20 protein-coding genes are annotated in these 19,913 nt (G+C 54.3%); 16 read left to right on the forward strand and 4 right to left on the reverse strand.

Annotated elements, in window-relative coordinates; genetic code table 11:
• Positions 1-192 precede the first annotated feature (192 nt).
• The 8 genes from M9H61_RS17245 to M9H61_RS17280 all read left to right on the forward strand — a co-directional run bounded on the left by M9H61_RS17245 (position 193) and on the right by M9H61_RS17280 (position 8,987).
• Positions 193-1,383 carry an acyl-CoA dehydrogenase gene (locus M9H61_RS17245; RefSeq protein ID WP_114112891.1) on the forward strand — a complete coding sequence of 397 codons (1,191 nt, stop codon included), beginning with the start codon at positions 193-195 and terminating at the stop codon, positions 1,381-1,383.
• An 86-nt stretch (positions 1,384-1,469) separates the two neighbouring features.
• The gene (locus M9H61_RS17250; RefSeq protein ID WP_250281872.1) at positions 1,470-2,693 is read left to right on the forward strand and encodes a CaiB/BaiF CoA-transferase family protein; all 1,224 of its coding nucleotides are present in this window, start codon (positions 1,470-1,472) and stop codon (positions 2,691-2,693) included.
• A 250-nt stretch (positions 2,694-2,943) separates the two neighbouring features.
• Entirely contained in the window at positions 2,944-4,038 is a 1,095-nt protein-coding gene (locus M9H61_RS17255; RefSeq protein ID WP_206926803.1) for an ABC transporter ATP-binding protein, read from the forward strand.
• A gap of 2 nt (positions 4,039-4,040) precedes the next feature.
• Positions 4,041-4,931 carry an ABC transporter permease gene (locus tag M9H61_RS17260; RefSeq protein ID WP_101245489.1) on the forward strand — a complete coding sequence of 297 codons (891 nt, stop codon included), beginning with the start codon at positions 4,041-4,043 and terminating at the stop codon, positions 4,929-4,931.
• A complete protein-coding gene (locus tag M9H61_RS17265) occupies positions 4,928-5,722 on the forward strand; it encodes an ABC transporter permease (RefSeq protein ID WP_250281874.1) in 795 nt (264 codons plus the stop codon). Before M9H61_RS17260 ends, M9H61_RS17265 begins: the two co-directional genes overlap by 4 nt.
• Positions 5,723-5,804: 82 nt before the next feature.
• Entirely contained in the window at positions 5,805-6,845 is a 1,041-nt protein-coding gene (locus M9H61_RS17270) for an extracellular solute-binding protein (RefSeq protein ID WP_101245491.1), read from the forward strand.
• 101 nt (positions 6,846-6,946) lie between these two features.
• Positions 6,947-7,879, forward strand: coding sequence for a nitrilase-related carbon-nitrogen hydrolase (locus M9H61_RS17275; protein ID WP_250281877.1), 933 nt, complete (start codon positions 6,947-6,949; stop codon positions 7,877-7,879).
• Between the two features lie 211 nt (positions 7,880-8,090).
• Positions 8,091-8,987 carry a ketopantoate reductase family protein gene (locus M9H61_RS17280; protein WP_250281878.1) on the forward strand — a complete coding sequence of 299 codons (897 nt, stop codon included), beginning with the start codon at positions 8,091-8,093 and terminating at the stop codon, positions 8,985-8,987.
• A gap of 53 nt (positions 8,988-9,040) precedes the next feature.
• Here M9H61_RS17280 and M9H61_RS17285 read toward each other — a convergent pair whose 3' ends face one another.
• Positions 9,041-10,012, reverse strand: coding sequence for a DMT family transporter (locus M9H61_RS17285; protein ID WP_250281881.1), 972 nt, complete (start codon positions 10,010-10,012; stop codon positions 9,041-9,043).
• 293 nt (positions 10,013-10,305) lie between these two features.
• Between M9H61_RS17285 and M9H61_RS17290 the strand changes: the two genes are divergently transcribed.
• A complete protein-coding gene (locus tag M9H61_RS17290; RefSeq protein ID WP_101245494.1) occupies positions 10,306-10,593 on the forward strand; it encodes a hypothetical protein in 288 nt (95 codons plus the stop codon).
• A 62-nt stretch (positions 10,594-10,655) separates the two neighbouring features.
• Here the strand turns inward: M9H61_RS17290 and M9H61_RS17295 are convergent, their stop codons facing one another.
• Positions 10,656-11,708, reverse strand: a complete 1,053-nt coding sequence (locus M9H61_RS17295; RefSeq protein ID WP_114112896.1) for a helix-turn-helix domain-containing protein — start codon at positions 11,706-11,708, stop codon at positions 10,656-10,658.
• A gap of 295 nt (positions 11,709-12,003) precedes the next feature.
• Here M9H61_RS17295 and M9H61_RS17300 point away from each other — a divergent pair, with 295 nt between their 5' ends.
• Both M9H61_RS17300 and M9H61_RS17305 read left to right on the forward strand, forming a co-directional pair.
• Positions 12,004-12,255: a hypothetical protein gene (locus M9H61_RS17300; protein ID WP_250281883.1), complete on the forward strand. Its 252-nt coding sequence runs from the start codon at positions 12,004-12,006 to the stop codon at positions 12,253-12,255.
• A gap of 70 nt (positions 12,256-12,325) precedes the next feature.
• Positions 12,326-12,922, forward strand: a complete 597-nt coding sequence (locus tag M9H61_RS17305) for a hypothetical protein (protein WP_250281885.1) — start codon at positions 12,326-12,328, stop codon at positions 12,920-12,922.
• Between the two features lie 50 nt (positions 12,923-12,972).
• Here M9H61_RS17305 and M9H61_RS17310 read toward each other — a convergent pair whose 3' ends face one another.
• Positions 12,973-13,761, reverse strand: a complete 789-nt coding sequence (locus M9H61_RS17310) for a helix-turn-helix domain-containing protein (protein ID WP_101245498.1) — start codon at positions 13,759-13,761, stop codon at positions 12,973-12,975.
• Positions 13,762-13,911: 150 nt separating this feature from the next.
• Here M9H61_RS17310 and M9H61_RS17315 point away from each other — a divergent pair, with 150 nt between their 5' ends.
• A complete protein-coding gene (locus tag M9H61_RS17315) occupies positions 13,912-15,189 on the forward strand; it encodes an MFS transporter (protein ID WP_250281887.1) in 1,278 nt (425 codons plus the stop codon).
• A gap of 166 nt (positions 15,190-15,355) precedes the next feature.
• The gene (locus M9H61_RS17320) at positions 15,356-17,326 is read left to right on the forward strand and encodes a bifunctional 2',3'-cyclic-nucleotide 2'-phosphodiesterase/3'-nucleotidase (protein WP_250281889.1); all 1,971 of its coding nucleotides are present in this window, start codon (positions 15,356-15,358) and stop codon (positions 17,324-17,326) included.
• A 102-nt stretch (positions 17,327-17,428) separates the two neighbouring features.
• On the opposite strand, the gene M9H61_RS17325 is transcribed toward M9H61_RS17320, so the two are convergent.
• Positions 17,429-17,866 (reverse strand): GcrA family cell cycle regulator, encoded by a 438-nt coding sequence (locus tag M9H61_RS17325; RefSeq protein WP_101245501.1) that lies wholly within the window; start codon positions 17,864-17,866, stop codon positions 17,429-17,431.
• A gap of 202 nt (positions 17,867-18,068) precedes the next feature.
• Between M9H61_RS17325 and M9H61_RS17330 the strand changes: the two genes are divergently transcribed.
• The 3 genes from M9H61_RS17330 to M9H61_RS17340 all read left to right on the forward strand — a co-directional run bounded on the left by M9H61_RS17330 (position 18,069) and on the right by M9H61_RS17340 (position 19,902).
• Positions 18,069-18,731 (forward strand): NnrU family protein, encoded by a 663-nt coding sequence (locus tag M9H61_RS17330; RefSeq protein WP_250281890.1) that lies wholly within the window; start codon positions 18,069-18,071, stop codon positions 18,729-18,731.
• 126 nt (positions 18,732-18,857) lie between these two features.
• The gene (locus tag M9H61_RS17335; RefSeq protein ID WP_101245503.1) at positions 18,858-19,319 is read left to right on the forward strand and encodes a hypothetical protein; all 462 of its coding nucleotides are present in this window, start codon (positions 18,858-18,860) and stop codon (positions 19,317-19,319) included.
• A gap of 103 nt (positions 19,320-19,422) precedes the next feature.
• Positions 19,423-19,902 carry a hypothetical protein gene (locus M9H61_RS17340; RefSeq protein ID WP_101245504.1) on the forward strand — a complete coding sequence of 160 codons (480 nt, stop codon included), beginning with the start codon at positions 19,423-19,425 and terminating at the stop codon, positions 19,900-19,902.
• Positions 19,903-19,913 lie beyond the last annotated feature (11 nt).

The following is a 19,913-nucleotide window of genomic DNA, read 5'->3' on the forward strand; positions in this document are numbered from 1 at the left end:
CTTTGACTTGTTGGATATCTCAAAGTTTATGAGTTTTTTGCATAAACTCCATCGCTTTTATCATTTGCAACTTTGTCTGCCAATTCCTAGCTTAACGGCATAAGCAAATAAGCTTACAGGGGTAGCGTCATCTCGCCCTTCTATGGCGCTGCCCCTGCTTTCTATCGAAAAATTCATAAAAGGATCAGGCAAATGGCAAGCCGCGCACCGTTTCATTGGGAAGATCCGCTCCTGCTTGAAGAGCAGTTGAGCGAAGAGGAACGCATGATCCGCGATGCGGCCCGTGCATATTGTCAGGAAAACCTGCAAACCCGCGTTCTCGAAGCAAACCGTCATGAAATTTTCCATCGTGAAATCATGACCGAGATGGGTGAACTTGGCCTGCTTGGCCCGACTATCCCCGAGGAATACGGCGGACCGGGTGTAAACCACGTTGCCTATGGTCTGGTTGCCCGCGAAGTCGAACGCGTTGATTCCGGCTATCGTTCGGCAATGTCGGTTCAGAGCTCGCTGGTGATGCATCCGATCTTTGCTTATGGCAGCGAAGAACAGCGCAAGAAATATCTGCCGAAACTGGCAACCGGTGAATTCGTTGGCTGCTTTGGTCTGACCGAGCCGGACCATGGTTCCGATCCGGGTGGTATGAAAACCCGTGCCCGCAAGACCGAGGGTGGCTTCACCCTGACCGGGTCGAAAATGTGGATCACCAACAGCCCGATCGCCGACGTCTTTGTCGTCTGGGCCAAGGATGACGAAGGTGTCATTCGCGGCTTTATCCTTGAAAAGGATATGAACGGCCTGTCGGCTCCGAAAATCGAAGGCAAGTTTTCGCTGCGTGCATCGATCACCGGCGAAATCGTCATGGACAATGTCTTCGTGCCCGAAGAAAACATGCTGCCGAATGCCAAGGGCCTTGGCGGTCCGTTCGGTTGCTTGAACAAAGCCCGTTACGGCATCGCATGGGGGGCAATGGGTGCGGCTGAATTCTGCTGGCATGCGGCACGTCAATATACCCTTGATCGCAAACAGTTCGGTCGTCCGCTTGCCGCCAATCAGCTGATCCAGCTGAAACTGGCAAACATGCAGACCGAAATCACGCTCGGTCTTCAGGGCGCGCTTCAGCTGGGCCGTCTGCTTGACGCAGGCAAAGGCGCACCGGAAGCGATTTCGCTGATGAAGCGTAACAACTGCGGCAAGGCACTCGACATTGCCCGTGTTGCCCGTGACATGCATGGCGGTAACGGTATTGCGGATGAATTCCATGTCATCCGTCATTCGATGAACCTTGAAGCGGTCAATACCTACGAAGGTACCCACGATGTTCACGCCCTGATCCTGGGCCGTGCACAGACCGGCATTCAGGCCTTCTCCGCCGAAGGCTGATCAAGTTTTGACCGGGCGGCAGCAGCAATGTTGCCGCCCGTTTTGATTCTGCGACATGTTTCCAAATCGACTTTCGGGATATTCAAATGACTGGCGCACTTTCCGGGCTTCGTGTTCTTGATCTTTCGCGTGTGTTGGCAGGACCATGGGCCAGCCAGACCCTGGCCGATATGGGGGCCGAGGTCATCAAGATCGAACGTCCCGGTGCGGGTGATGATACGCGCGGCTGGGGCCCACCCTTTGCCAAGGATGCCAACGGCAATGACACCACCGAGGCCGCCTATTATCTGACGGCCAACCGTGGCAAAAAGTCGCTGACGATTGACATCACCAAGCCCGAAGGTCAGGAAATCGTTCGCAATATCGCGGCCCAAAGCGATGTGGTTCTGGAAAATTTCAAGGTCGGTGGTCTTGCCAAATACGGTCTTGATTACGCGACCCTGTCGGCAATCAATCCCAAGCTTGTTTATTGTTCGATCACCGGATTTGGTCAGGATGGCCCCTATAAGGATCGCCCGGGGTATGATTTCATGATCCAGGGCATGGGCGGCCTGATGAGCATCACCGGTGCGCCCGATAGCGCCCCGGGTGGTCAGCCGATGAAGGTCGGTGTGGCGGTTGCCGATATCTTTACCGGGCTTTATGCGACGATCGGTATCTTGGCGGCACTTCGTCATCGCGATGCAACCGGCGAAGGCCAGTATATTGATCTTGCCCTGCTTGATGTGCAGGCCGCTGTTCTTGCCAATCAGGCGATGAATTACCTGACAACCGGCAATGCGCCGGGCCGTTTGGGTAATGCGCATCCCAATATCGTGCCATATGAAGCCTTCCCGAGTGCCGATGGCTATCTGATCCTGGCGGTCGGCAATGACAGTCAGTTCAAAAGTTTCTGTGCGGTGGCGGGGTTGGACGATTTACCGGCTGATGAACGCTATGCCACCAACCGCAATCGTGTCGCCAACCGCGATACGCTGGTGCCATTGATCCGTCAGGCCATGGTTTTGAAAACCACCGATGAATGGATCTCGGCCCTTGAAAAGGCCAATGTGCCGTGCGGGCCGATCAATACCCTTGATCGTGTTTTTGACAATCCGCAGGTCAAACATCGTGGTTTGGTCAAACATCTTGATCACCCGACGGCCGGCACTGTGCCGACGGTCGGCAATCCGATCAGGTTTTCCAAAACGCCGATTACGGATGAAAAAGCCCCGCCGATGCTGGGGCAGCATAGCGACGAAATCCTGCGCAAGGTCGCCGACCTGAGTGACGATCAAATTGCCAAACTGCGCGACGCAGGAATTGTCTGATCTGGAATTTTCGGATGGAACGGTGCAACACCTTTGGATTGTTGGATCCGGTGATGCGCCTTCCTATGGTTGAATGGTGCGCTGCACATTATTTTGTAAAGGGTCGTCCTGACGCAATTGCAGTCACTTAAAGCGGCCATTCGCGGCGGATACTGCGGAATTTATACAATCTACGGTGTTCTCCTTATCCCGCATTTGAAACTCTCCGAAGATTTTATATCATTTTAAAAAATACATATCGGGGATGTGCATGTCAGAAGTTGTAATTTCGGCACGCTCAGTCAGTAAAATTTTTGGCTCGGGTGCAGATAAGGTTACCGCGTTGGATGCGGTATCGGTTGATATCTTTCAGAACGAATTTTTCACAATGCTTGGTCCGTCGGGCTGCGGCAAAACCACTTTGTTGCGCTTGATCGGTGGCTTTGAAGAAGCAAGTTCGGGCAAAATTCTGCTCGAAGGCAATGAACTGAATGATTTGCCGCCCTATAAACGGCCGATTAACACCGTTTTTCAGTCCTATGCGCTGTTTCCGCATCTGACTGTACGCCAGAACATTACATTCGGGCTGGAAATGCAGGGCATTGATCGCGCCAAGGCCAACCACCGGGCTGACGAGATGCTCGAACTGGTTCGGCTGGCCCAATATGGCGACCGGGTGCCAAGCCAGCTTTCCGGTGGTCAGCAACAACGCATCGCCCTTGCGCGTGCATTGGCACCGGCCCCCAAGGTGCTGTTGCTTGATGAACCGCTTTCAGCACTGGATCTTAAACTGCGCAAGGAAATGCAGGTTGAACTGAAACGTCTTCAGACCGAAACCGGCATTACCTTTGTCTTTGTCACACATGATCAGGAAGAAGCGCTGGCGATGTCTGACCGGATCGCGGTCATGCAATTTGGCAAAATCCAGCAGATCGGTGCGCCGCGCGAAATTTATGACGAACCGACTGATCGTTTTGTTGCCGACTTTATTGGCGACAGTAACTTTTTGCCCGGCAATCTTGTGGCGGCCGCGGATGGCAAACATGCGCTGACGCTTGCCAATCAGCATGTCATCGAACTTCCATCCGTAAGGTCAGGCCAGAAAACCGGCGATGTTACCATTTCGATCCGTCCGGAACGGCTTGGACTGGTGGCCGAAAACCTTGCCGATCAGACCCATCTGATGGGATCGGTCAAATCCGTGATCTATTTCGGCACGGACACGACCTATGAAATCGATCTGGGCAATGATCAGACAGTCAAGGTGCGTACCCAGAACGGCACCGGTGCCATGGATGATTTCGGCCGGGGTGAACGGGTCGGGGTACATGTGCCTGCCGATGCCATCCGGGTGTTGGTGGACTGATCATGAAAGCAATGCTGCGATCCAAACGGTTCTGGCTGATTGCACCTGCGGTTCTTTATATCGGCTTCTTCATGGCCGTGCCGCTGGTGCAGATGGCCTATGTCTCGATCCTTGAACGGGGCGATTATGGCGGGGTGAACTGGGGCGTGTTTTCGATGGACGCCTATGTCAGTTTCCTGTTTGAACGCGATCTGATGGATAATCTGGTGCTCAATACCGATTACCTTCAGGTTTTCGCCCGGTCCTTCGGGCTGTCGGCCATGACCACGGTCTTTGCGCTGATTCTCGGGTTCCCGACGGCCTTTTATATTTCGACCCAACCGCAGGGACGGCGAAATTTCCTGATCTTTCTGGTTACCATTCCGTTCTGGACCAACATTCTGGTTCGTAACTATGCTTGGATGCTGTTGCTGCGCAATGGCGGTCTCGTCGACGGTATGCTGGGCTGGATCGGTATTGAAACCGGCGGGCTTGATATCCTGTATACGCCCTATGCCGTCTCGATCGGTCTGACCTACACCTATTTGCCGTTCATGGTGTTGCCGATCTATGCCAGCCTTGAAAAGCTTGATCATCGTCTGGTCGAGGCAGCCTTTGATCTGGGGGCCGACAAACGTCGTGCGATGAGCCGGGTGATCCTGCCGCTTGCGGCACCGGGCATTGCGGCCGGGTGCATTCTCGTGTTCATTCCGTGCCTTGGGGCCTATGTCACGCCTGAATTGCTGGGCGGGGGCAAGTTCATGATGATTGCCAATCTGATTGGCAGCCAGTTCGGGGCTGCGCGCAACTGGCCGCTTGGCGCAGGGCTTGGTTTTGTCCTGCTCGCCCTGGTTCTGATCGCGATGATGGTCTATTCGCTTAAATTCAAATCATTGCCGGAGGAAAGCCGATGAAAGTCGATGTTTCCAACCCGCTTTGGCGTTTCCGCGGGATTACATCCACGGCAATGTTCTTTTTTGCCTACCTTTATCTGCCAATCGTCATTTTGCTGGCGCTGTCGTTTAACGAAAACAAGCTGGCGACGATCTGGACGGGTTTTACCACCGACTGGTATGTCACGGCCCTTTCCAATGACGATATGCTGCGTGCGGCCAAAAATTCGATCATTGTGGCCGTTTCGGCGACCATTCTTGCTACCATTGCCGCAACCTTTGCTGCGATGGGTATGGCGCGTGGACGGTTCCGCGGTGAAGTCGGCGTATCGGCAATGCTGGTTCTGCCGTTGCTGGTGCCCGAAATCGTGACCGCGATTGCCACATTGCTGTTCTTTGTGGCACTTGGCATCAAGCTAGGCCTGATTACCGTGATCATTGCGCATACGGTCTTTTGCATTCCCTTTGCCTATTTGCCGATCCGTGCCCGTCTCGAGGGGATGGACCCCGCATTGGCCGAGGCGGCAAATGATCTTTATGCCAATGAATGGCAGTCTTTCAGGCGCGTAACAATGCCGTTGCTGTGGCCCGGAATTTTGTCGGGGGCGATGTTGTCTTTCATCATCTCGCTTGATGATTTCGTCATTTCCTATTTCGTCGGCGGGGCCGGGGCGACAACGCTTCCGATCTATATTTTCGGCATGATCCGCATCGGTATCACCCCGGAAGTCAACGCGGTTTCCGCGATGATGCTGATCGTTTCGATCGTGTTTGTCAGCGTCTCGTTCCTGATAGATCGCATTCGGTATTGATCGAAAAATGGACGCCCGGTTTCCGGACGGGTCGGGCATCCGAACAACAAGCAATGAACCGTCCTTAATTGGGAGTCTCACAATGAAACTACGTTCCGTAATTCTGGGAGCATCCGCAATGGCCGTTTTGTCGGTTGGGTCGGCAAAGGCGGATGGCGAACTGTTTTTATATAACTGGTCGAACTATTTCCCGCCTGCATTGATGGAAAAGTTCGAAAAGGAAACCGGCATCAAGGTGACCCTTGATGTGTATGATTCCAACGAAACCATGTTGGCAAAGCTGCAAGCTGGTGCATCTGGCTATGACATTGCCGTGGCATCCGACTACATGGTCGATGTCATGATCAAGGAAGGTCTTGCGACCAAGTTTGATGCCAAGTCGCTTGAGAATTTCAAGAATGTCGCAAAGCCCCATGACACTATGAAATATGATACCGACCGCGAATATTCGGTCACCTATCTGTGGGGAACGACCGGCTTTACCTATGACGGTTCGGTGGTTGATGGCGAACTTGAACGAAGCTGGAAAGAATTCTTTGAACCGCGCGAAGAATTCCGCGGCAAGATCGGTGCCTTGAACGACGAGGTCGAAATGTTCAATGCCGCGTCCTATTACGCAGGCGTTGAAAAATGCACCGAAGACCCGGCCGAAGCCCAGAAGGTTCTTGATGTCCTTCTCAAGCAAAAGCCCTATATCGCGGTTTACAGCTCCGAAGGCACGATTGACCGCATGTCGGCCCGCGAAGTCCAGATGCATATGCAGTGGAATGGTGCTGCCCATCGGACCAAGGAAAGCATCCCTGAGGCCGTCTTTGTCTATCCGAAGGAAGGTCTGACCTATTGGGCTGACCATTTTGTCATTCCGACCGGTGCGCCGAACCTGGAAAATGCCAAGACCTTCATCAACTGGATGATGAAACCGGAAAACGCGGCAGAGGCTTCGAACTATGCCGGTTACATGAACTCGATCAAGGGGACTGGCGAATTCATGGATCCGTCGCTCAATTCCGATCCGGCTGTGAACATGCCAGAAGAATATGCAGATCTTCTGATCCCGTCGCAGAACTGCTCGGTCAAGGCGCGCGATTTGCGTAACCGTGTCTGGACCAAACTTAAAAACTAGGTCCGGTTTTAACCGGTCTTGATGATCCGGCCCGTGAGTATTCGGGCCGGATCATGATTTTGAATACACGATGTGAATTGAACTGGCAGGAACCCCTGATCATGACCGCTGCGGCTTCTCTTACCGAACATGTGACTTTGGCACTTTGGGCGACCAATCTTGGCCGCAAGGTCACGGATATGGCCGACTGGGCCGCGCATGTTGATGCCCAGATGGCAACGGCCGCCGCCAAAGGGGCAAAGATCTTTGTCCTGCCGGAATATGCCAGCGAACAATGGCTGGCTTTCAAGCCCGACGGTCTGCAAACCGGTCAGGAAATCGCATGGATGGCCGATCTTGCCCCCGAGGCCCGCAAACACGCCGCTGCGCTTGCCAAAAAGCACGATATGCTTCTGGTGGCGGGCAGTATGCCCTGGCACATCGACCCTAAAAAACCGGCAGGCGGCCAAACCAATAGTGCGATGATCTTTACCCCGGAAGGGGATGCGATCATTCAGGACAAATTGTCACTGACCCCGGGGGAACAGGAACCGGAAAACTGGTTTTTGACACCGGGAAAGGCATTCAATGTAATTGAATGGCGTGGGCTGACGGTTGCCGTTCTGATTTGCCTTGATATCGAAATGCCGGCTTTGTCCTGTTTGCTTGCGCCGCTTGATATTGATGTTTTGCTCGTGCCGTCGATGACCATGACGCCGTCGGGCTATAACCGGGTGTTCGGTTGCGCAAAAGCGCGCGCGGTTGAACTGATGACAGTTGTTGCGGCTTGCGGCACGACCGGGACGGCGATCAACACCACCAATAACCCGACCAACTATTCGGGATGTTCGGTCTTTACCCCGTGCGAACCGCAACTGGGTCATAGCGGCCTGTTTGCCCGGGCTGAACCCGGTTTTGATGATGGCGCGGACGGACCGCTTCTGATCGCAGAAGACGTTCCTGTCGGGTTGATCCGGTCCCTGCGTAACGGTGATGCCGAAGTCTGGCCGGGCGGCTGGTCGGCAGCGCACGTTTCTGTGCGCAAACATGGATGACAGCCTTTGAACAAGGCCTTGCTTTGAGACCAAGGCCCTGATGTGGTGGGGCTTTCCAAAACCTGGATAATCCCCACGATGTGAAAAACCTGCGATCCCGGTTGTCTGATCGCAGGTTTTGCGCGATGAAGGGCCAAAGGAAAGTTTGTCGGTAATAGGCGCGGTCATCCATGCCATTGCCGGGGCATCAATAAATGCAGGAGCGGGCAATATGAAAATCGCGGTTATGGGGGCAGGGGCCGTTGGCTGCTATTACGGGGCGATGCTGGCGCGTGCAGGTCACGACGTCACCCTGATCGGGCGTCCCAACCATGTCGAGGCGATGAACCGCGATGGCCTGTTGCTCGATTTCGGGACGTCGCAGGAATATGTTGCGGTTCATGCCGCAACCGACACCGCGGCGATTGCCGGGGCGGAACTCGTTCTGTTTTGCGTCAAATCGACCGATACCCAATCGGCTGGCGAACAGATCAAACCGTTCATTTCACCCGATACAATTGTTCTAAGCTTGCAAAACGGTGTCGATAATGCCGAACGGCTTGGTGCTGTCCTGGGGCAGGCAGTCATTCCCGTGGTGGTCTATGTTGCCACCAGCATGGGCGGGGCTGGTCACGTCAAGCATCACGGGCGCGGGGAACTGGTTTTCGGGCCGTCCGATCAAAGCCAGTTGGTTGCGGACACCCTGCGTCCGGCCGGCATCCCGGTCGAGATTTCCGAAAACGCCCCCGGCGCCCTGTGGGCCAAGATGATCTTGAATTGTGCTTATAACGCGCTGTCTGCTATTACCCAGCTTCCTTATGGAAAACTGGTCGAAGGGGACGGTGTCTGGGATGTGATGCGCAATGCGGTTGATGAATGTCTTTCCGTGGCAAAGGCCAATGGTGTCACCGTGCCCGGTAATGTCTGGGAAGCGATCGAAAAAATTGCTGATACCATGCCGGCGCAATTTTCCTCAACCGCGCAGGATCTGGCGCGCGGAAAGCCCAGCGAGATTGACTATCTTAACGGCTATATCGTGCGCAAGGGCCGGGAACTCGGCATTCCGACCCCGACCAATCTGACCTTGTTTGCCCTTACCAAGCTTCAGGAAGGCAAAAAGGCGATCTAGGGTCTCCGGACCCTTTTTTGTCTTCGGCGTGATGATGCTCGATATTCGGCCAGCTATTCAGCTGGTGTCTTGGCCGGTGCGGTCGGGGGCGCATCTGACAGTGGCCCCGCATCAAGTGCCGGTGCGGTTTTGGCAAGCTGGCGTTTGGCCAAATCGACAAGCCGGTCATTGAACATCACCAGTGCCGCGGCCAGAACGATCAGGACCGCCCCCATCAGGCTTACGGGGGCCGGCAATACGCCAAATACCAGAAGATCAAGCGCGATCGCCCAGATCATCGCGGTATATTCAAATGCCGAAAGCGTTGAAACCGGCGCACGTGCCAATGCTTCTGTCATGGCGATATGGGCAAGCCCCCCGGTCAGTCCCGCCCCGATCAGCCAGACCAGATTGCCCGATGACACCGGTGCCCAGCCAAACGGAATGGTCAAAAGTCCGCCAATCGAACAGACAAGTGCAAAGTAAAAGGCAATCGTGCCCGACGGTTCGGTCGTGGTCAGGGCCTTGATCTGGGTTTTGGCAAAGGCGGTGGTAATTGCAAAGGCAATACCGGCCCCGATCCCGATCATCGTTTCATGATCAAGCCCCGGTGTTGAAATCATCGGCCACAGGATCAGAAACACCCCGGCAAATCCGGCAACGGTCGCGCCCGTAACCAGCCAGCCCGGATTTTCACGCAACACAATGATTGCAACCGGGATCACCACAAGCGGGGCCAGAAAGCCCAGCGCGGTGGCCAGTGCCAGCGGAAGATATGCCAGCGACACAAAGGAAAGAAACATCGAAACGCCACCAAATGTGCTGCGTTTGAGGTGCCCCCACGGCCGCTTGGTCCTGAGTGCGCGCGGAAATTCATGGCGCCACATCAGATACAGCACGATCGGCACAATCGCGACAGAGCTGCGCCAGAACATGATCTGGCCGACCGGCGCTTCAAGGGACGCCATGCGGACAAACAGGCTCATGATGGCAAACAAGCCGGTTGCTGCCAGACGTAATCCTATGCCGGTCCAAACACTGTTCATTGCTGATAACTCCGGGGGCGCTGATGTAATCAATAGCGGAGTTTGGCCACATTCGATGAATGACAAATTCTCATGTCTGGGCTGATAAAAATTTACATGTCGAAATTGTAATGGGGATGCCGCGACTGCTTGTTACAAATTCTGGACGCTTTGCGCATAAATATGGACCGCTGGAATAGTGACGGGCCCGGGAATGGTCCAAACTGTCGGAGATCACGAATAGTACCAATGGCAATGAAACCGTTTCATGACGCGTTGGTGCAGGTCGTCAACCAAGTAGGGAAGACCGGCAAATGCAGAACGTATCTGAAGTGCGTCGTGATGATCCACTGGTATATGGCCGATTCAGCAATCAGCGGCCCGTCGTGATCATTGAACAAAATCAGGAAAATCTGGACCACCTGATCGATCAGTACCTTGGACTGGCCGATATCATTCTGGTGCCCAATGCCTATATCGGCTTGCGGATGATCAAGCTTTTCAAATCCGAAGATGTGGAAATTCTGGCGATCGAAGGATTGTTCGGGCATGACGCCATCTGCAAATCCGACACCAAGATTACCGGTATCTGGAAAATCTGACGCGATTGCGTTTCGTATCTGATCGGTGCGTGCTGTTGCCTTGCAAAGACCGCACCGGGGCCTTAGCCAAGCCCGTGTATCCAGTTTTCAAACTGTTTGTTGACCAGCCCGGCAATGCACTGGGTTTTGCGGGAATGGATCGCGGCCCCGTTTCGGACTTCACCCGGCGTGGCGTCATACTTGTCGCGAAATGCCCGGATGAAGCTGGCGTCACTCGAAAAGCCGCATTCCAGTGCAATGTCATAAATCGAAGACCGCGCACAATGCGGATCATTCAAAAGCGATATCGCCTTACGCAGCCGCATGTCACGGACATAGGTATAAACCCCGCCATAGGGCGCGAAATAGTTATAAAGCTTGGACCGTGATACCCCCAAATCCTGGGCCGCCCGCCGTGGATTGAGGTCCGGCGAACACAGATTTTCACGGAAATAACGCCGCATCTTGACCATGCTCAGGATGTTCTGGCGTTCATGGCTGCTATCGGCGGTCTGGCTGCTGACCGAATTCAAACAGGTCGCCAGCATGGTGGGGAACATCTTTTCAAATATTTGGGCTTGCTGATGGCCAAGTTCACAGACATTGCGCTGAAGCGACAGAACCATGTCACGGATGATCTGCACCATCGGGTCATCGGGCGCCAAAAAGCGCATGCAATGGTCATCGGGATGCTGCAAATGGTCTTCAAGCAGGGCCCGCGGAATCACAAGATTAAGTGTCAGATGATCGCTTGTCTGTGCCGTGAAGGGTTGGGTCAGGTCATAAATAAGAATGCCGCCGGGTTTAAGTCGGTCATGCCCGCGCGATGTTTCGCATTCGATCTCGCCACGCTGATAAACGCCGATGCCGTAATGATCCATGCCATTGCCGACAATCTGTTGATAGCCACGGCGCCATTGCTGCTGGCGGGACTCAACTTCCATCAACATCAAGGAACCAAACAGATGGGATCGGATCGTTGTTCGGAAATCATCTTCCCGAACCTGTTTCTCGGCATCTACATCGAAAAGACAGGATATCGACTCTTTCCAGACCGCAAAACGGTCCTGCATCGGCAGATTGTCGACAGTGAAGAACGTGCTGGTGGTTCCAGCAGAATCTTGATCCGGTTGCATCTTGCTACCCCAATTGCCTACGTGGCGGACACTTACAACGAATGTATGCGGTGTGGATTGGGTCAGGCGTACTTGCCTATCCACAGGTCGAGATTAAGTAAACTAACGAATGAGGTAAAGCTATTAAATTCGGATAATTTAAATTAGTTTATTCTGATTTAATGGTCTGTGCCGCAATTGGCCATAACACATCCCGATCGCCTCCTTTCCCCCGACATCGATGTGCCTGATCGTGATCATCATCCGGTGATACGTCGCGTTACCCGACGCTGCGTATTGCAGGAAACCATGTGTGATGACGGTCATTGTTTTTGCCGCTTTTTTAATTTGCAGCTTTTCTAATTTAACTACAGCCAATCGCCATCCGGTGCAAAAGACCTTTGGTATAGCGGGCGTCAATTTGCCTATTCCCAAGGGTGGGTCCAAAGGTATGGACGTTACGGAACAGGCGGTTTTCGATGATTTTTTGGACTCAATGCAAAGCGATTTGGACGCCGTGTGCATTGGACAACCACAAGCTGTGCTAGACAAGCGCATCAAAATATAAAGCTCTGCGGTCGATTGAAGAAACAGCGGGGCATTCGGGGCAACGCTGAGATTTCTCTCTGGGGGAGAACATGAATTCAGTCGATTCACACCCGGCACGTCGGAAAGGAGAACGCAACTTCTCTGATCCGGGACGTGACTGGGGGCCGGCCTGCCATATTGTGCCAGGTCGCCGCATTAACGAACCCAATTACAAGGCCGGGAACAGTCCGGTGGCCTTGCTGGCGCGGTCGCGGTCCAATTTTGATCTGATCGCCGAAAGCAGCAAGGAAATTGCCGATGGACCGCCGCCCTCTGATCCGTATGAGGCAATGGCCATGGCAATGATCCGCACCATCGGTGAAAGTGTCTCGGTTCTCAAAAGCATTGCCGATGTGATGCCGACCCTTGATCGGATGCTTGTTGGTCGTGATGGCGAAAGCCTTCATGAAGAAGCCCTTCAAGACAAAACCGGCATCGCATCTGACAAGGCTTCTGAAAAAGCCCGGGCAGAAGGCAAGGCAAATGCCCTTTGCTGGTCGTCGGACATGATGGTTGAAATTCACAATCTGTGTGCCCAGAACCGCAAATCCGGACAGGCCCACGCCAAAGCCATCCGCCGATATGACATCGATCCCGAACCCGACAATGACATCTTTCCGCCGCTGCGCAATTTCAGGAACGATTGACGTTGCACGGGATGGCGGGCCGGGTTTGCCGTGCTGGCGCCGCGGGATGATCAGCGGAAATAGCCGCCCGGTGTACGTCCGGTAACCTTGCGGAACATGGCGATGAAGGCGGATGGCGTTTCGTAGCCAAGATCAAGCGCGATCTCGGTGACGGGGCGGTCATTCGCCAGTTTTTCAAGTGCATAAAGCAGGCGCAGTTTTTGACGCCAATCGCGAAACGGCATGCCGGTTTCGCGCAGAAACAGCCGTGCCAATGTGCGTGACGACGCCCCGCAGATGCGCGACCAGTCATCCAGGGTGCGGTTATCTGCCGGGTTTTCAAGCAGCGCGTCGCAAATCTTGCCAAGCCGCGGGTCCTTCGGGGCCGGAAGATGCAGGTTTTCCTGATCCGGCGCCCGCAATTGATCAAGCAGAACCCGCATCAAACGGCCTTCTGCGCCATCTTCGTCATATTCGATCGGAATTTCGGTTGCCGCACGGATCAGTTCACGCAACAGCGGACTGACATCAAGCACCATGCACCGATCAGGCAGGTTCACCGGCGCAGTGCGGTCAATATAGATATGGCGCGCACGGGTAAAGGTCGCATGGGTCACCGCATGTTCCAGATGGGGCGGTACCCAGACCGCGCGTTGCGGCGGCACGATCCATATCCCGGCTTCGGTAATGACCTTCATCGTCCCTTCGGATGCGTAAATCAGCTGACACCAGTCATGGCTGTGCGCACCGATGCTGTGCCCTGCGGGCACGTCGCTCATACGGACATAGATCGGGCGCGGCAACGCATAGGGGCGCGGACGGATATGGTTGGCTTCGTCAATCGGGGTTGGACGGTCCATCGGAACGCCTCGTGTGTCTGTTTTGCGATATATGATGGCAGATTATCGTAAGACAGACGGTCTGCAATAGGTTTAATTTGGTTTCATTCCAAAACATACGATGCGTGACAGCGGAACCGCCACCAATGCGGCCCAGTCCGGGGAGACAAAATGTCCAAGGAAGAAATCATACCCGAAGCCTCCAACCACGCGGCCCCGATCGGCGAGGTGCCCGATGCGGCGGCGGCCGGTGTTCCGGTCTATAAGGGCTGGCGCAATCCGGAAGTTCTTCTGATTGTGATGGCCGCGGCCATGCCATTGTCCTTTTCGACATGGATGGCGCTTTTGAACAACTTTTCGATCGAGATGGCGGACTTTACGGGACGTGAGATCGGAATTTTGCAGTCCCTGCGTGAAATTCCGGGGTTCCTTGCCTTTACTGCGATCTTTGTCTTGCTGGTGCTGCGCGAACAAACATTTGCGTTGCTGTCCTTGCTGATCCTGGGGATCGGGGTGGCAATTTCGGGATATTTCCCGACGGTGATTGGTCTGTATTGCACCACGGTTCTGATGTCGATTGGCTTCCATTATTTTGAAACCATGCAACAGGCGCTTTCCTTGCAGTGGGTCAAAAAGGAACGCACTGCCATGGTGATGGGCAAACAGCTTTCGGCGAAGTCGATTTCATCGCTTGTGATGTTCGGGGTTGTCTGGCTGATGCTGGAAATCTTCGATGTCGACTATCGTTATGTCTATCTGTTTGGCGGGGCGCTGACGGTGATTGCGGCGTTGTTTGTCTGGGGCGCTTTCCCGAAATTCTCCGACGCCCATCCGCAAACCAAAAAGCTGATCTTGCGCAAACGCTACTGGCTTTATTATGCGCTGACCTTCATGAGTGGCGCCCGACGTCAGATCTTTACCGTGTTTGCCGGCTTCCTGATGGTTGAAAAGTTCGGATATGACGCGGCAACCATCACGTTGCTGTATCTTCTGAACCATGCGATCAACATGTTCCTTGCACCCAAGATCGGCAAGCTGATCGGCAAATGGGGGGAACGCCGTGCCCTGACCTTTGAATATATCGGTCTGTTCATCGTCTTCGTCTCCTATGCCTTTGTTGACAACCATGTGGTTGCCGGTGGCCTTTATGTGATCGATCATCTGTTCTTTGCCATGGCAATCGCCATCAAGACCTATTTCCAGAAGATCGCCGATCCGGCCGATATTTCGTCAACAGCAGGGGTCAGCTTCACGATCAACCATATCGCAGCGGTCTTCATCCCCGCGGCATTCGGATTGTTGTGGCTGTTTTCGCCAAGTGCGGTGTTCCTGGCCGGTGCGGCGATGGCGGCTGTGTCGCTGGTGCTTGCGCTTAATGTGCCCCATGATCCGGAACCGGGGAACGAAGTGGTGCGGGGCTACAAATCGCCGCATGCCGTTCCTGCCTGATCTCAATGGCCTTTTTGGCGCTTTGTTTCAAATCCGGAAACGCCCGTGCAGATGCGCGGGCGTTTCCATTTGTATTTGCCCCATCTTTTTCGCAAAATCTTCAAAACCTGACCATCTGAACAAGAATAAAGTTGATCGACCGAGCACTCGAACAGGGAAAAGACCCATGACATTCATCCACAAGGCCGGCCTTCGCACCGCTGGCGCATCCGCCATCGGACTTTCGCTGGCATTGCTCAGCGGCACAGCACTGGCCGACAGCACGGTTTCGCTGCGTATCCTCGAAACCACGGATATTCACACCCATCTGGTCAATTATGATTATTACCGTGATGGTGAATCGGACACGGTCGGTCTGGCAAAGGTTGCCACCTTGCTCAAGACCGCACGCGGCGAGGCAGAAAATGTCGTCTTTGTTGATAACGGTGATCTGATCCAGGGTAATCCGCTTGGCGATTACATGGCCAAGGAACGCGGCCTGAAAAAGGGCGAAACCCATCCGGTCTACAAGGCAATGAACCTGCTGGGCTATGATGCGGCCAATCTCGGGAACCATGAATTCAATTACGGGATGGAATTCCTTGAAACCGCGATTGCCGGGGCAAACTTCCCGTATGTTAGCGCTAACATCTTTGTTGATGATGGTGATGGCAATGCCGAAAATGACAAACCCTACTTCCAGCCCTATGTGCTGCTTGATCGCGAATTCGTCGATGACGAAGGTAAAAGCCACAAGGCCAAGGTCGGGGTGATCGGGTTTGTCCCGCCCCAGATCATGCAATGGGACAAGGCCAATCTGGAAGGCAAGGTCTTTACCAAGGACATTGTTGAAATGGCCGAAAAATATGTCCCGGAAATGCGTGAAAAGGGGGCTGACATTGTCATTGCCGTTCCGCATTCGGGTCTTTCGACCATGGAACGCCACGGCATGGAAGAAAATGCCACTTATTACCTGTCAAAGGTCGATGGCATTGACGCCATCCTGTTTGGTCATGCCCATACGGTCTTCCCGTCCGATGCCTTTTCCGATCTTGAAGGTGTCGATATCGCCAAAGGCACGATCAATGGTGTTGCCGCGGTCATGCCGGGCTTCTGGGGCAGTCATCTTGGCGTGATTGATCTGACGCTCAATGTTTCTGATGCGGGGGAATGGACCGTCGTTGACAGCCTGTCAGACGCCCGTCCGATCTATCAGCGCGAAGGCCGTACCATCACCCCGCTGGTTGAAGCCGATCCCGAAATCATCGCCGCGGTCAAGGAAGAGCACGAAGGAACGATCGCCTATATGCGCGAAGGTGTGGGTACGACATCGGCCCCGATCAACAGTTTCTTTGCGCTGGTGGCTGATGATCCCTCGATCCAGATCGTGACCAATGCCCAAAAATGGTATCTGGAAAAGATCCTGAACGGATCGGAATATGACGGCATTCCGATCCTGTCGGCCGGGGCACCGTTCAAGGCCGGCGGGCGTGGTGGTCCGGACTATTTCACCGACATCCCCGAAGGCAAGATCGCGCTTAAAAACGTGGCTGATCTTTATATCTATCCCAACACGGTGCGTGCGGTTCTGCTGAATGGTGATCAGGTCCGTGAATGGCTTGAAATGTCGGCGGGCCAGTTCAATCAGATTGACCCGAACAACAGCGATGAACAGCCGCTGATCAACCCTGATTTCCCGACCTATAACTATGACGTGATTGACGGGGTGACCTATCAGATCGATGTGACCAAACCTGCCCGCTATAACAAGGCCGGTGAAGTGGTGAATGCCGATAGTCACCGCATCGTCAATCTGAGCTTTGATGGCAAACCGGTTACCGAAGATCAGCAGTTTGTCGTTGCGACCAATAACTATCGCGCTGGCGGTGGCGGGAATTTCCCAGGGCTGGACGGATCGACCATCATTGTCGAGGCCCCCGATGAAAACCGCACGGTTCTTGCCAACTATATCCTGACCGAAAAGGAAATCGATCCCAAGGCCGATGGCAACTGGACCTTTGCCCCGATTGGCGATGCGTCCAAGGTGACCTTTGTCACCAGCCCCAAGGCATCGGCGGCCGCCAATGCCCCGGACAATATCAGCTTCATCGGTGAAGATCAGGACGGCTTTGCCAAATATGTCCTGCAGACCAAATAGTCTGTCTGCTTGTTTCGCATCATAACAATGCACCATAAGAAAAGCCGCCCGGTGAAACGGGCGGCTTTTTTATTCGGGCGGGCATTCTATCCCGATCAAATGTTATTTCTTGTTGGCGGCCTGCGGACCTTTGCCACCCTGACCCTGCTGTGCAGGCGGGTTGTCTTCACGCGGGTTCTTGCCGTTCAGATAAGCCTGTGCGCAATGTTCTTCGCAATAGGGCTTGCTCGGGACGATCTTCTTGCCACAGAAGTGGAAATCATCATCACCCGGATCACCAAACGGCCAGCGGCACATGCCAGCGCCAAGATCAAAGATCGAAATGCCTTTGCTCTGCTGCTTGGGGGCCGGGGCTTTTTTCTGTTCAGCTTCCTCTGCACGGCGCTGAATCGGGGACGGGCGTTTCGGCAGGCCCAGGCGGTGCGCCTTGCCCACGACGGCATTTTTGCCGACACCCAGTTCTTCACCGATGCGTGCCGTGGTCCAGCCCTGATTCCAGAGCGAGGTCAGCAGTTCAATCTTTTCCGGCGTCCAGCTCATTTCGAGTATATTCCGTGTTCCGTTGTCCGCCCGACGGTTTCAGTCCGCAGGCAGTTGCTAAATTGTCCGATGTCAAACAGGGATACAGAGGTATCCGCTAATATCTCGTAACGCAAGGGTCTTGGAGATTCGCACCCCGACCCGTATGCGGGAACAGCGCAATTTGCATGTTGAAGCAGCAATGTAAAGAGGGGATCGCACTTTGGTCTGGTTTTTCATCTCGCTCGCGGTTTTCCTTGGGACACATGTCATTCCCGGTCTGCTCAGGGGTAAAATCGTCGGTCTGATCGGGTATCGGACCTATGTTGTTGGTTTCTCACTTGTTTCGACCATCCTGTTTGCATGGGTCATTCACGAGGTGATCGCAGCAGAGTCGTCATGGCTCTGGGATTTTCATCCTGTGCGTGCAAAACTGTTGATTATCATCATGTTACCCGCTTCTATTTTGTGGGCCTGCGCCATTCTTCAACCCTGTCCGTTGTCAATCGGGCGTCGATCCGGCTTTGATCCGGACCGTCCGGGCATCAATCTTTTTTGCCGTCATCCTTTGTTGCTGGGCGTGATGCTGTGGGGGGCTGGTCATGTCGTTGCCAATGGCGATTTGGTGGCTGTGATCTTTTTTGGCGGCAGTGCAATCTTTGCCCTGATCGGATTTTGGCGCATGGAGAAAATCCGCCTGCGTGACATGCCTGCGGCCCGTCGGGATGCAATTTTACAAGGGACTCGGCGGTTTTCGCCGTCCGGGCTGCTCAAAGGGGCGATCGGGTGGCGTGATCTGCTGCTTGGATGTGTGATTTATGCCGTGCTTCTGGGCGGGCATGCCCATGTGATCGGGGTCAATCCGCTTGAATTGGCCGGTTGGTAGGGGCACTCGCAGCGCAAGGCTTGTCAGCCCCGGCGATCAAAGGGATACTGTGGCAAAGGCATACCGCAAAGATATGTCCGGCGATTGTCGCTTTTGGCAATCGTGGGCACAACCAAGCGAGGTATCATGACGTCTCCCCAACTCGCGACCAATCTTGCCAGATTTGCAGAAATAGAAGGCCGTCATCCAAGGCTTCTTCTGGCCACCGCCTCGTCCGAGGAACAGGCCCATCACAAACATGTCGCCACCCTGTTTGCCGATGGCGGTTTTGATGTGGATGTCGCCCCGCCGCATTCCGATGCCCAGTCAATTGCCCGCCAGGTTATTGATTGCGATGCCGACATGCTGGTGCTGATCCGAACATCCATGACATCCCCGGACCGGGTCAGTGTTGCCGATCTGATCTCGGCGCTTGATGCGATGGATGCGGAATATGTCAAATTCGGCATTGTTGGCCATTCTGATGATCCGGCGCGTGCGAATGTCGATTTTGTCTGTGATCTCGAACATCTTCAGACAGCCGATTGCGAAGCGCTGATTGCCTATATTCTGGCAGTTGAAGAAGGCCGTGTTGCACAACATATTTAAATCATTGCCGGTTTTGCACACGAAGCCGGGCAATGATTTCGAAACCCTTTATGTGCATAATGGTTGAATCCCCCTGCGGGAAAAATAATCGAAGGATCAATTGATGGGATTGCTCAAGGAAACGCTGATGCGCGTCTTTGTCGGCAAGAAGGGCCGAGATGCCATTCGTGCCTATAACGATGCGCAATCCCTTCAGGTCCGTGATCCGGCCACCGCCGAACAGGCCGCCGCCCAGGCCCGTCAGGCGCGACGCATCGAAGACCGTGCCCTTGCCCATCAGGATGAAGGCATGTCGCTTGAGGAAGCACGCGCCCTTGCCCTGGCCGAGACCCTGACAGAACAGGCAGACACCCCGCACACCGAAATCATGAAGGCCCTGAACGCGGCCGATGCCAAACTTGGCAAACAAAAAAGCAAAATCCCGACCGAAGCCGATGAGCGCCGTCAGGAACTGATCAACGAGGCGGTAAAGGCCCTGCGCAGCAAGCAGGGTGATCTCGACCGGCTCGATCCCGATTTGCGTGCCAAACTGACCGTGATGGCGGTGGGGGCGCTGATGGGCGGACCCAATACGCGCCAATAACCAAGCTAGCC

Origin of the sequence: Thalassospira sp. GO-4, assembly GCF_023588965.1 — a bacterium.
GTDB lineage: Bacteria > Pseudomonadota > Alphaproteobacteria > Rhodospirillales > Thalassospiraceae > Thalassospira > Thalassospira povalilytica.

Excerpts from the sequence above, each read along its gene's own strand:
- M9H61_RS17245 (WP_114112891.1), top strand. The coding sequence starts at position 193 with ATGGCAAGCCGCGCACCGTTTCATTGGGAAGATCCGCTCCTGCTTGAA.
- M9H61_RS17250 (WP_250281872.1), top strand. The coding sequence starts at position 1,470 with ATGACTGGCGCACTTTCCGGGCTTCGTGTTCTTGATCTTTCGCGTGTG.
- M9H61_RS17255 (WP_206926803.1), top strand. The coding sequence starts at position 2,944 with ATGTCAGAAGTTGTAATTTCGGCACGCTCAGTCAGTAAAATTTTTGGC.
- M9H61_RS17260 (WP_101245489.1), top strand. The coding sequence starts at position 4,041 with ATGAAAGCAATGCTGCGATCCAAACGGTTCTGGCTGATTGCACCTGCG.
- M9H61_RS17265 (WP_250281874.1), top strand. The coding sequence starts at position 4,928 with ATGAAAGTCGATGTTTCCAACCCGCTTTGGCGTTTCCGCGGGATTACA.
- M9H61_RS17270 (WP_101245491.1), top strand. The coding sequence starts at position 5,805 with ATGAAACTACGTTCCGTAATTCTGGGAGCATCCGCAATGGCCGTTTTG.
- M9H61_RS17275 (WP_250281877.1), top strand. The coding sequence starts at position 6,947 with ATGACCGCTGCGGCTTCTCTTACCGAACATGTGACTTTGGCACTTTGG.
- M9H61_RS17280 (WP_250281878.1), top strand. The coding sequence starts at position 8,091 with ATGAAAATCGCGGTTATGGGGGCAGGGGCCGTTGGCTGCTATTACGGG.
- M9H61_RS17285 (WP_250281881.1), bottom strand. The coding sequence starts at position 10,012 with ATGAACAGTGTTTGGACCGGCATAGGATTACGTCTGGCAGCAACCGGC.
- M9H61_RS17290 (WP_101245494.1), top strand. The coding sequence starts at position 10,306 with ATGCAGAACGTATCTGAAGTGCGTCGTGATGATCCACTGGTATATGGC.
- M9H61_RS17295 (WP_114112896.1), bottom strand. The coding sequence starts at position 11,708 with ATGCAACCGGATCAAGATTCTGCTGGAACCACCAGCACGTTCTTCACT.
- M9H61_RS17300 (WP_250281883.1), top strand. The coding sequence starts at position 12,004 with ATGACGGTCATTGTTTTTGCCGCTTTTTTAATTTGCAGCTTTTCTAAT.
- M9H61_RS17305 (WP_250281885.1), top strand. The coding sequence starts at position 12,326 with ATGAATTCAGTCGATTCACACCCGGCACGTCGGAAAGGAGAACGCAAC.
- M9H61_RS17310 (WP_101245498.1), bottom strand. The coding sequence starts at position 13,761 with ATGGACCGTCCAACCCCGATTGACGAAGCCAACCATATCCGTCCGCGC.
- M9H61_RS17315 (WP_250281887.1), top strand. The coding sequence starts at position 13,912 with ATGTCCAAGGAAGAAATCATACCCGAAGCCTCCAACCACGCGGCCCCG.
- M9H61_RS17320 (WP_250281889.1), top strand. The coding sequence starts at position 15,356 with ATGACATTCATCCACAAGGCCGGCCTTCGCACCGCTGGCGCATCCGCC.
- M9H61_RS17325 (WP_101245501.1), bottom strand. The coding sequence starts at position 17,866 with ATGAGCTGGACGCCGGAAAAGATTGAACTGCTGACCTCGCTCTGGAAT.
- M9H61_RS17335 (WP_101245503.1), top strand. The coding sequence starts at position 18,858 with ATGACGTCTCCCCAACTCGCGACCAATCTTGCCAGATTTGCAGAAATA.
- M9H61_RS17340 (WP_101245504.1), top strand. The coding sequence starts at position 19,423 with ATGGGATTGCTCAAGGAAACGCTGATGCGCGTCTTTGTCGGCAAGAAG.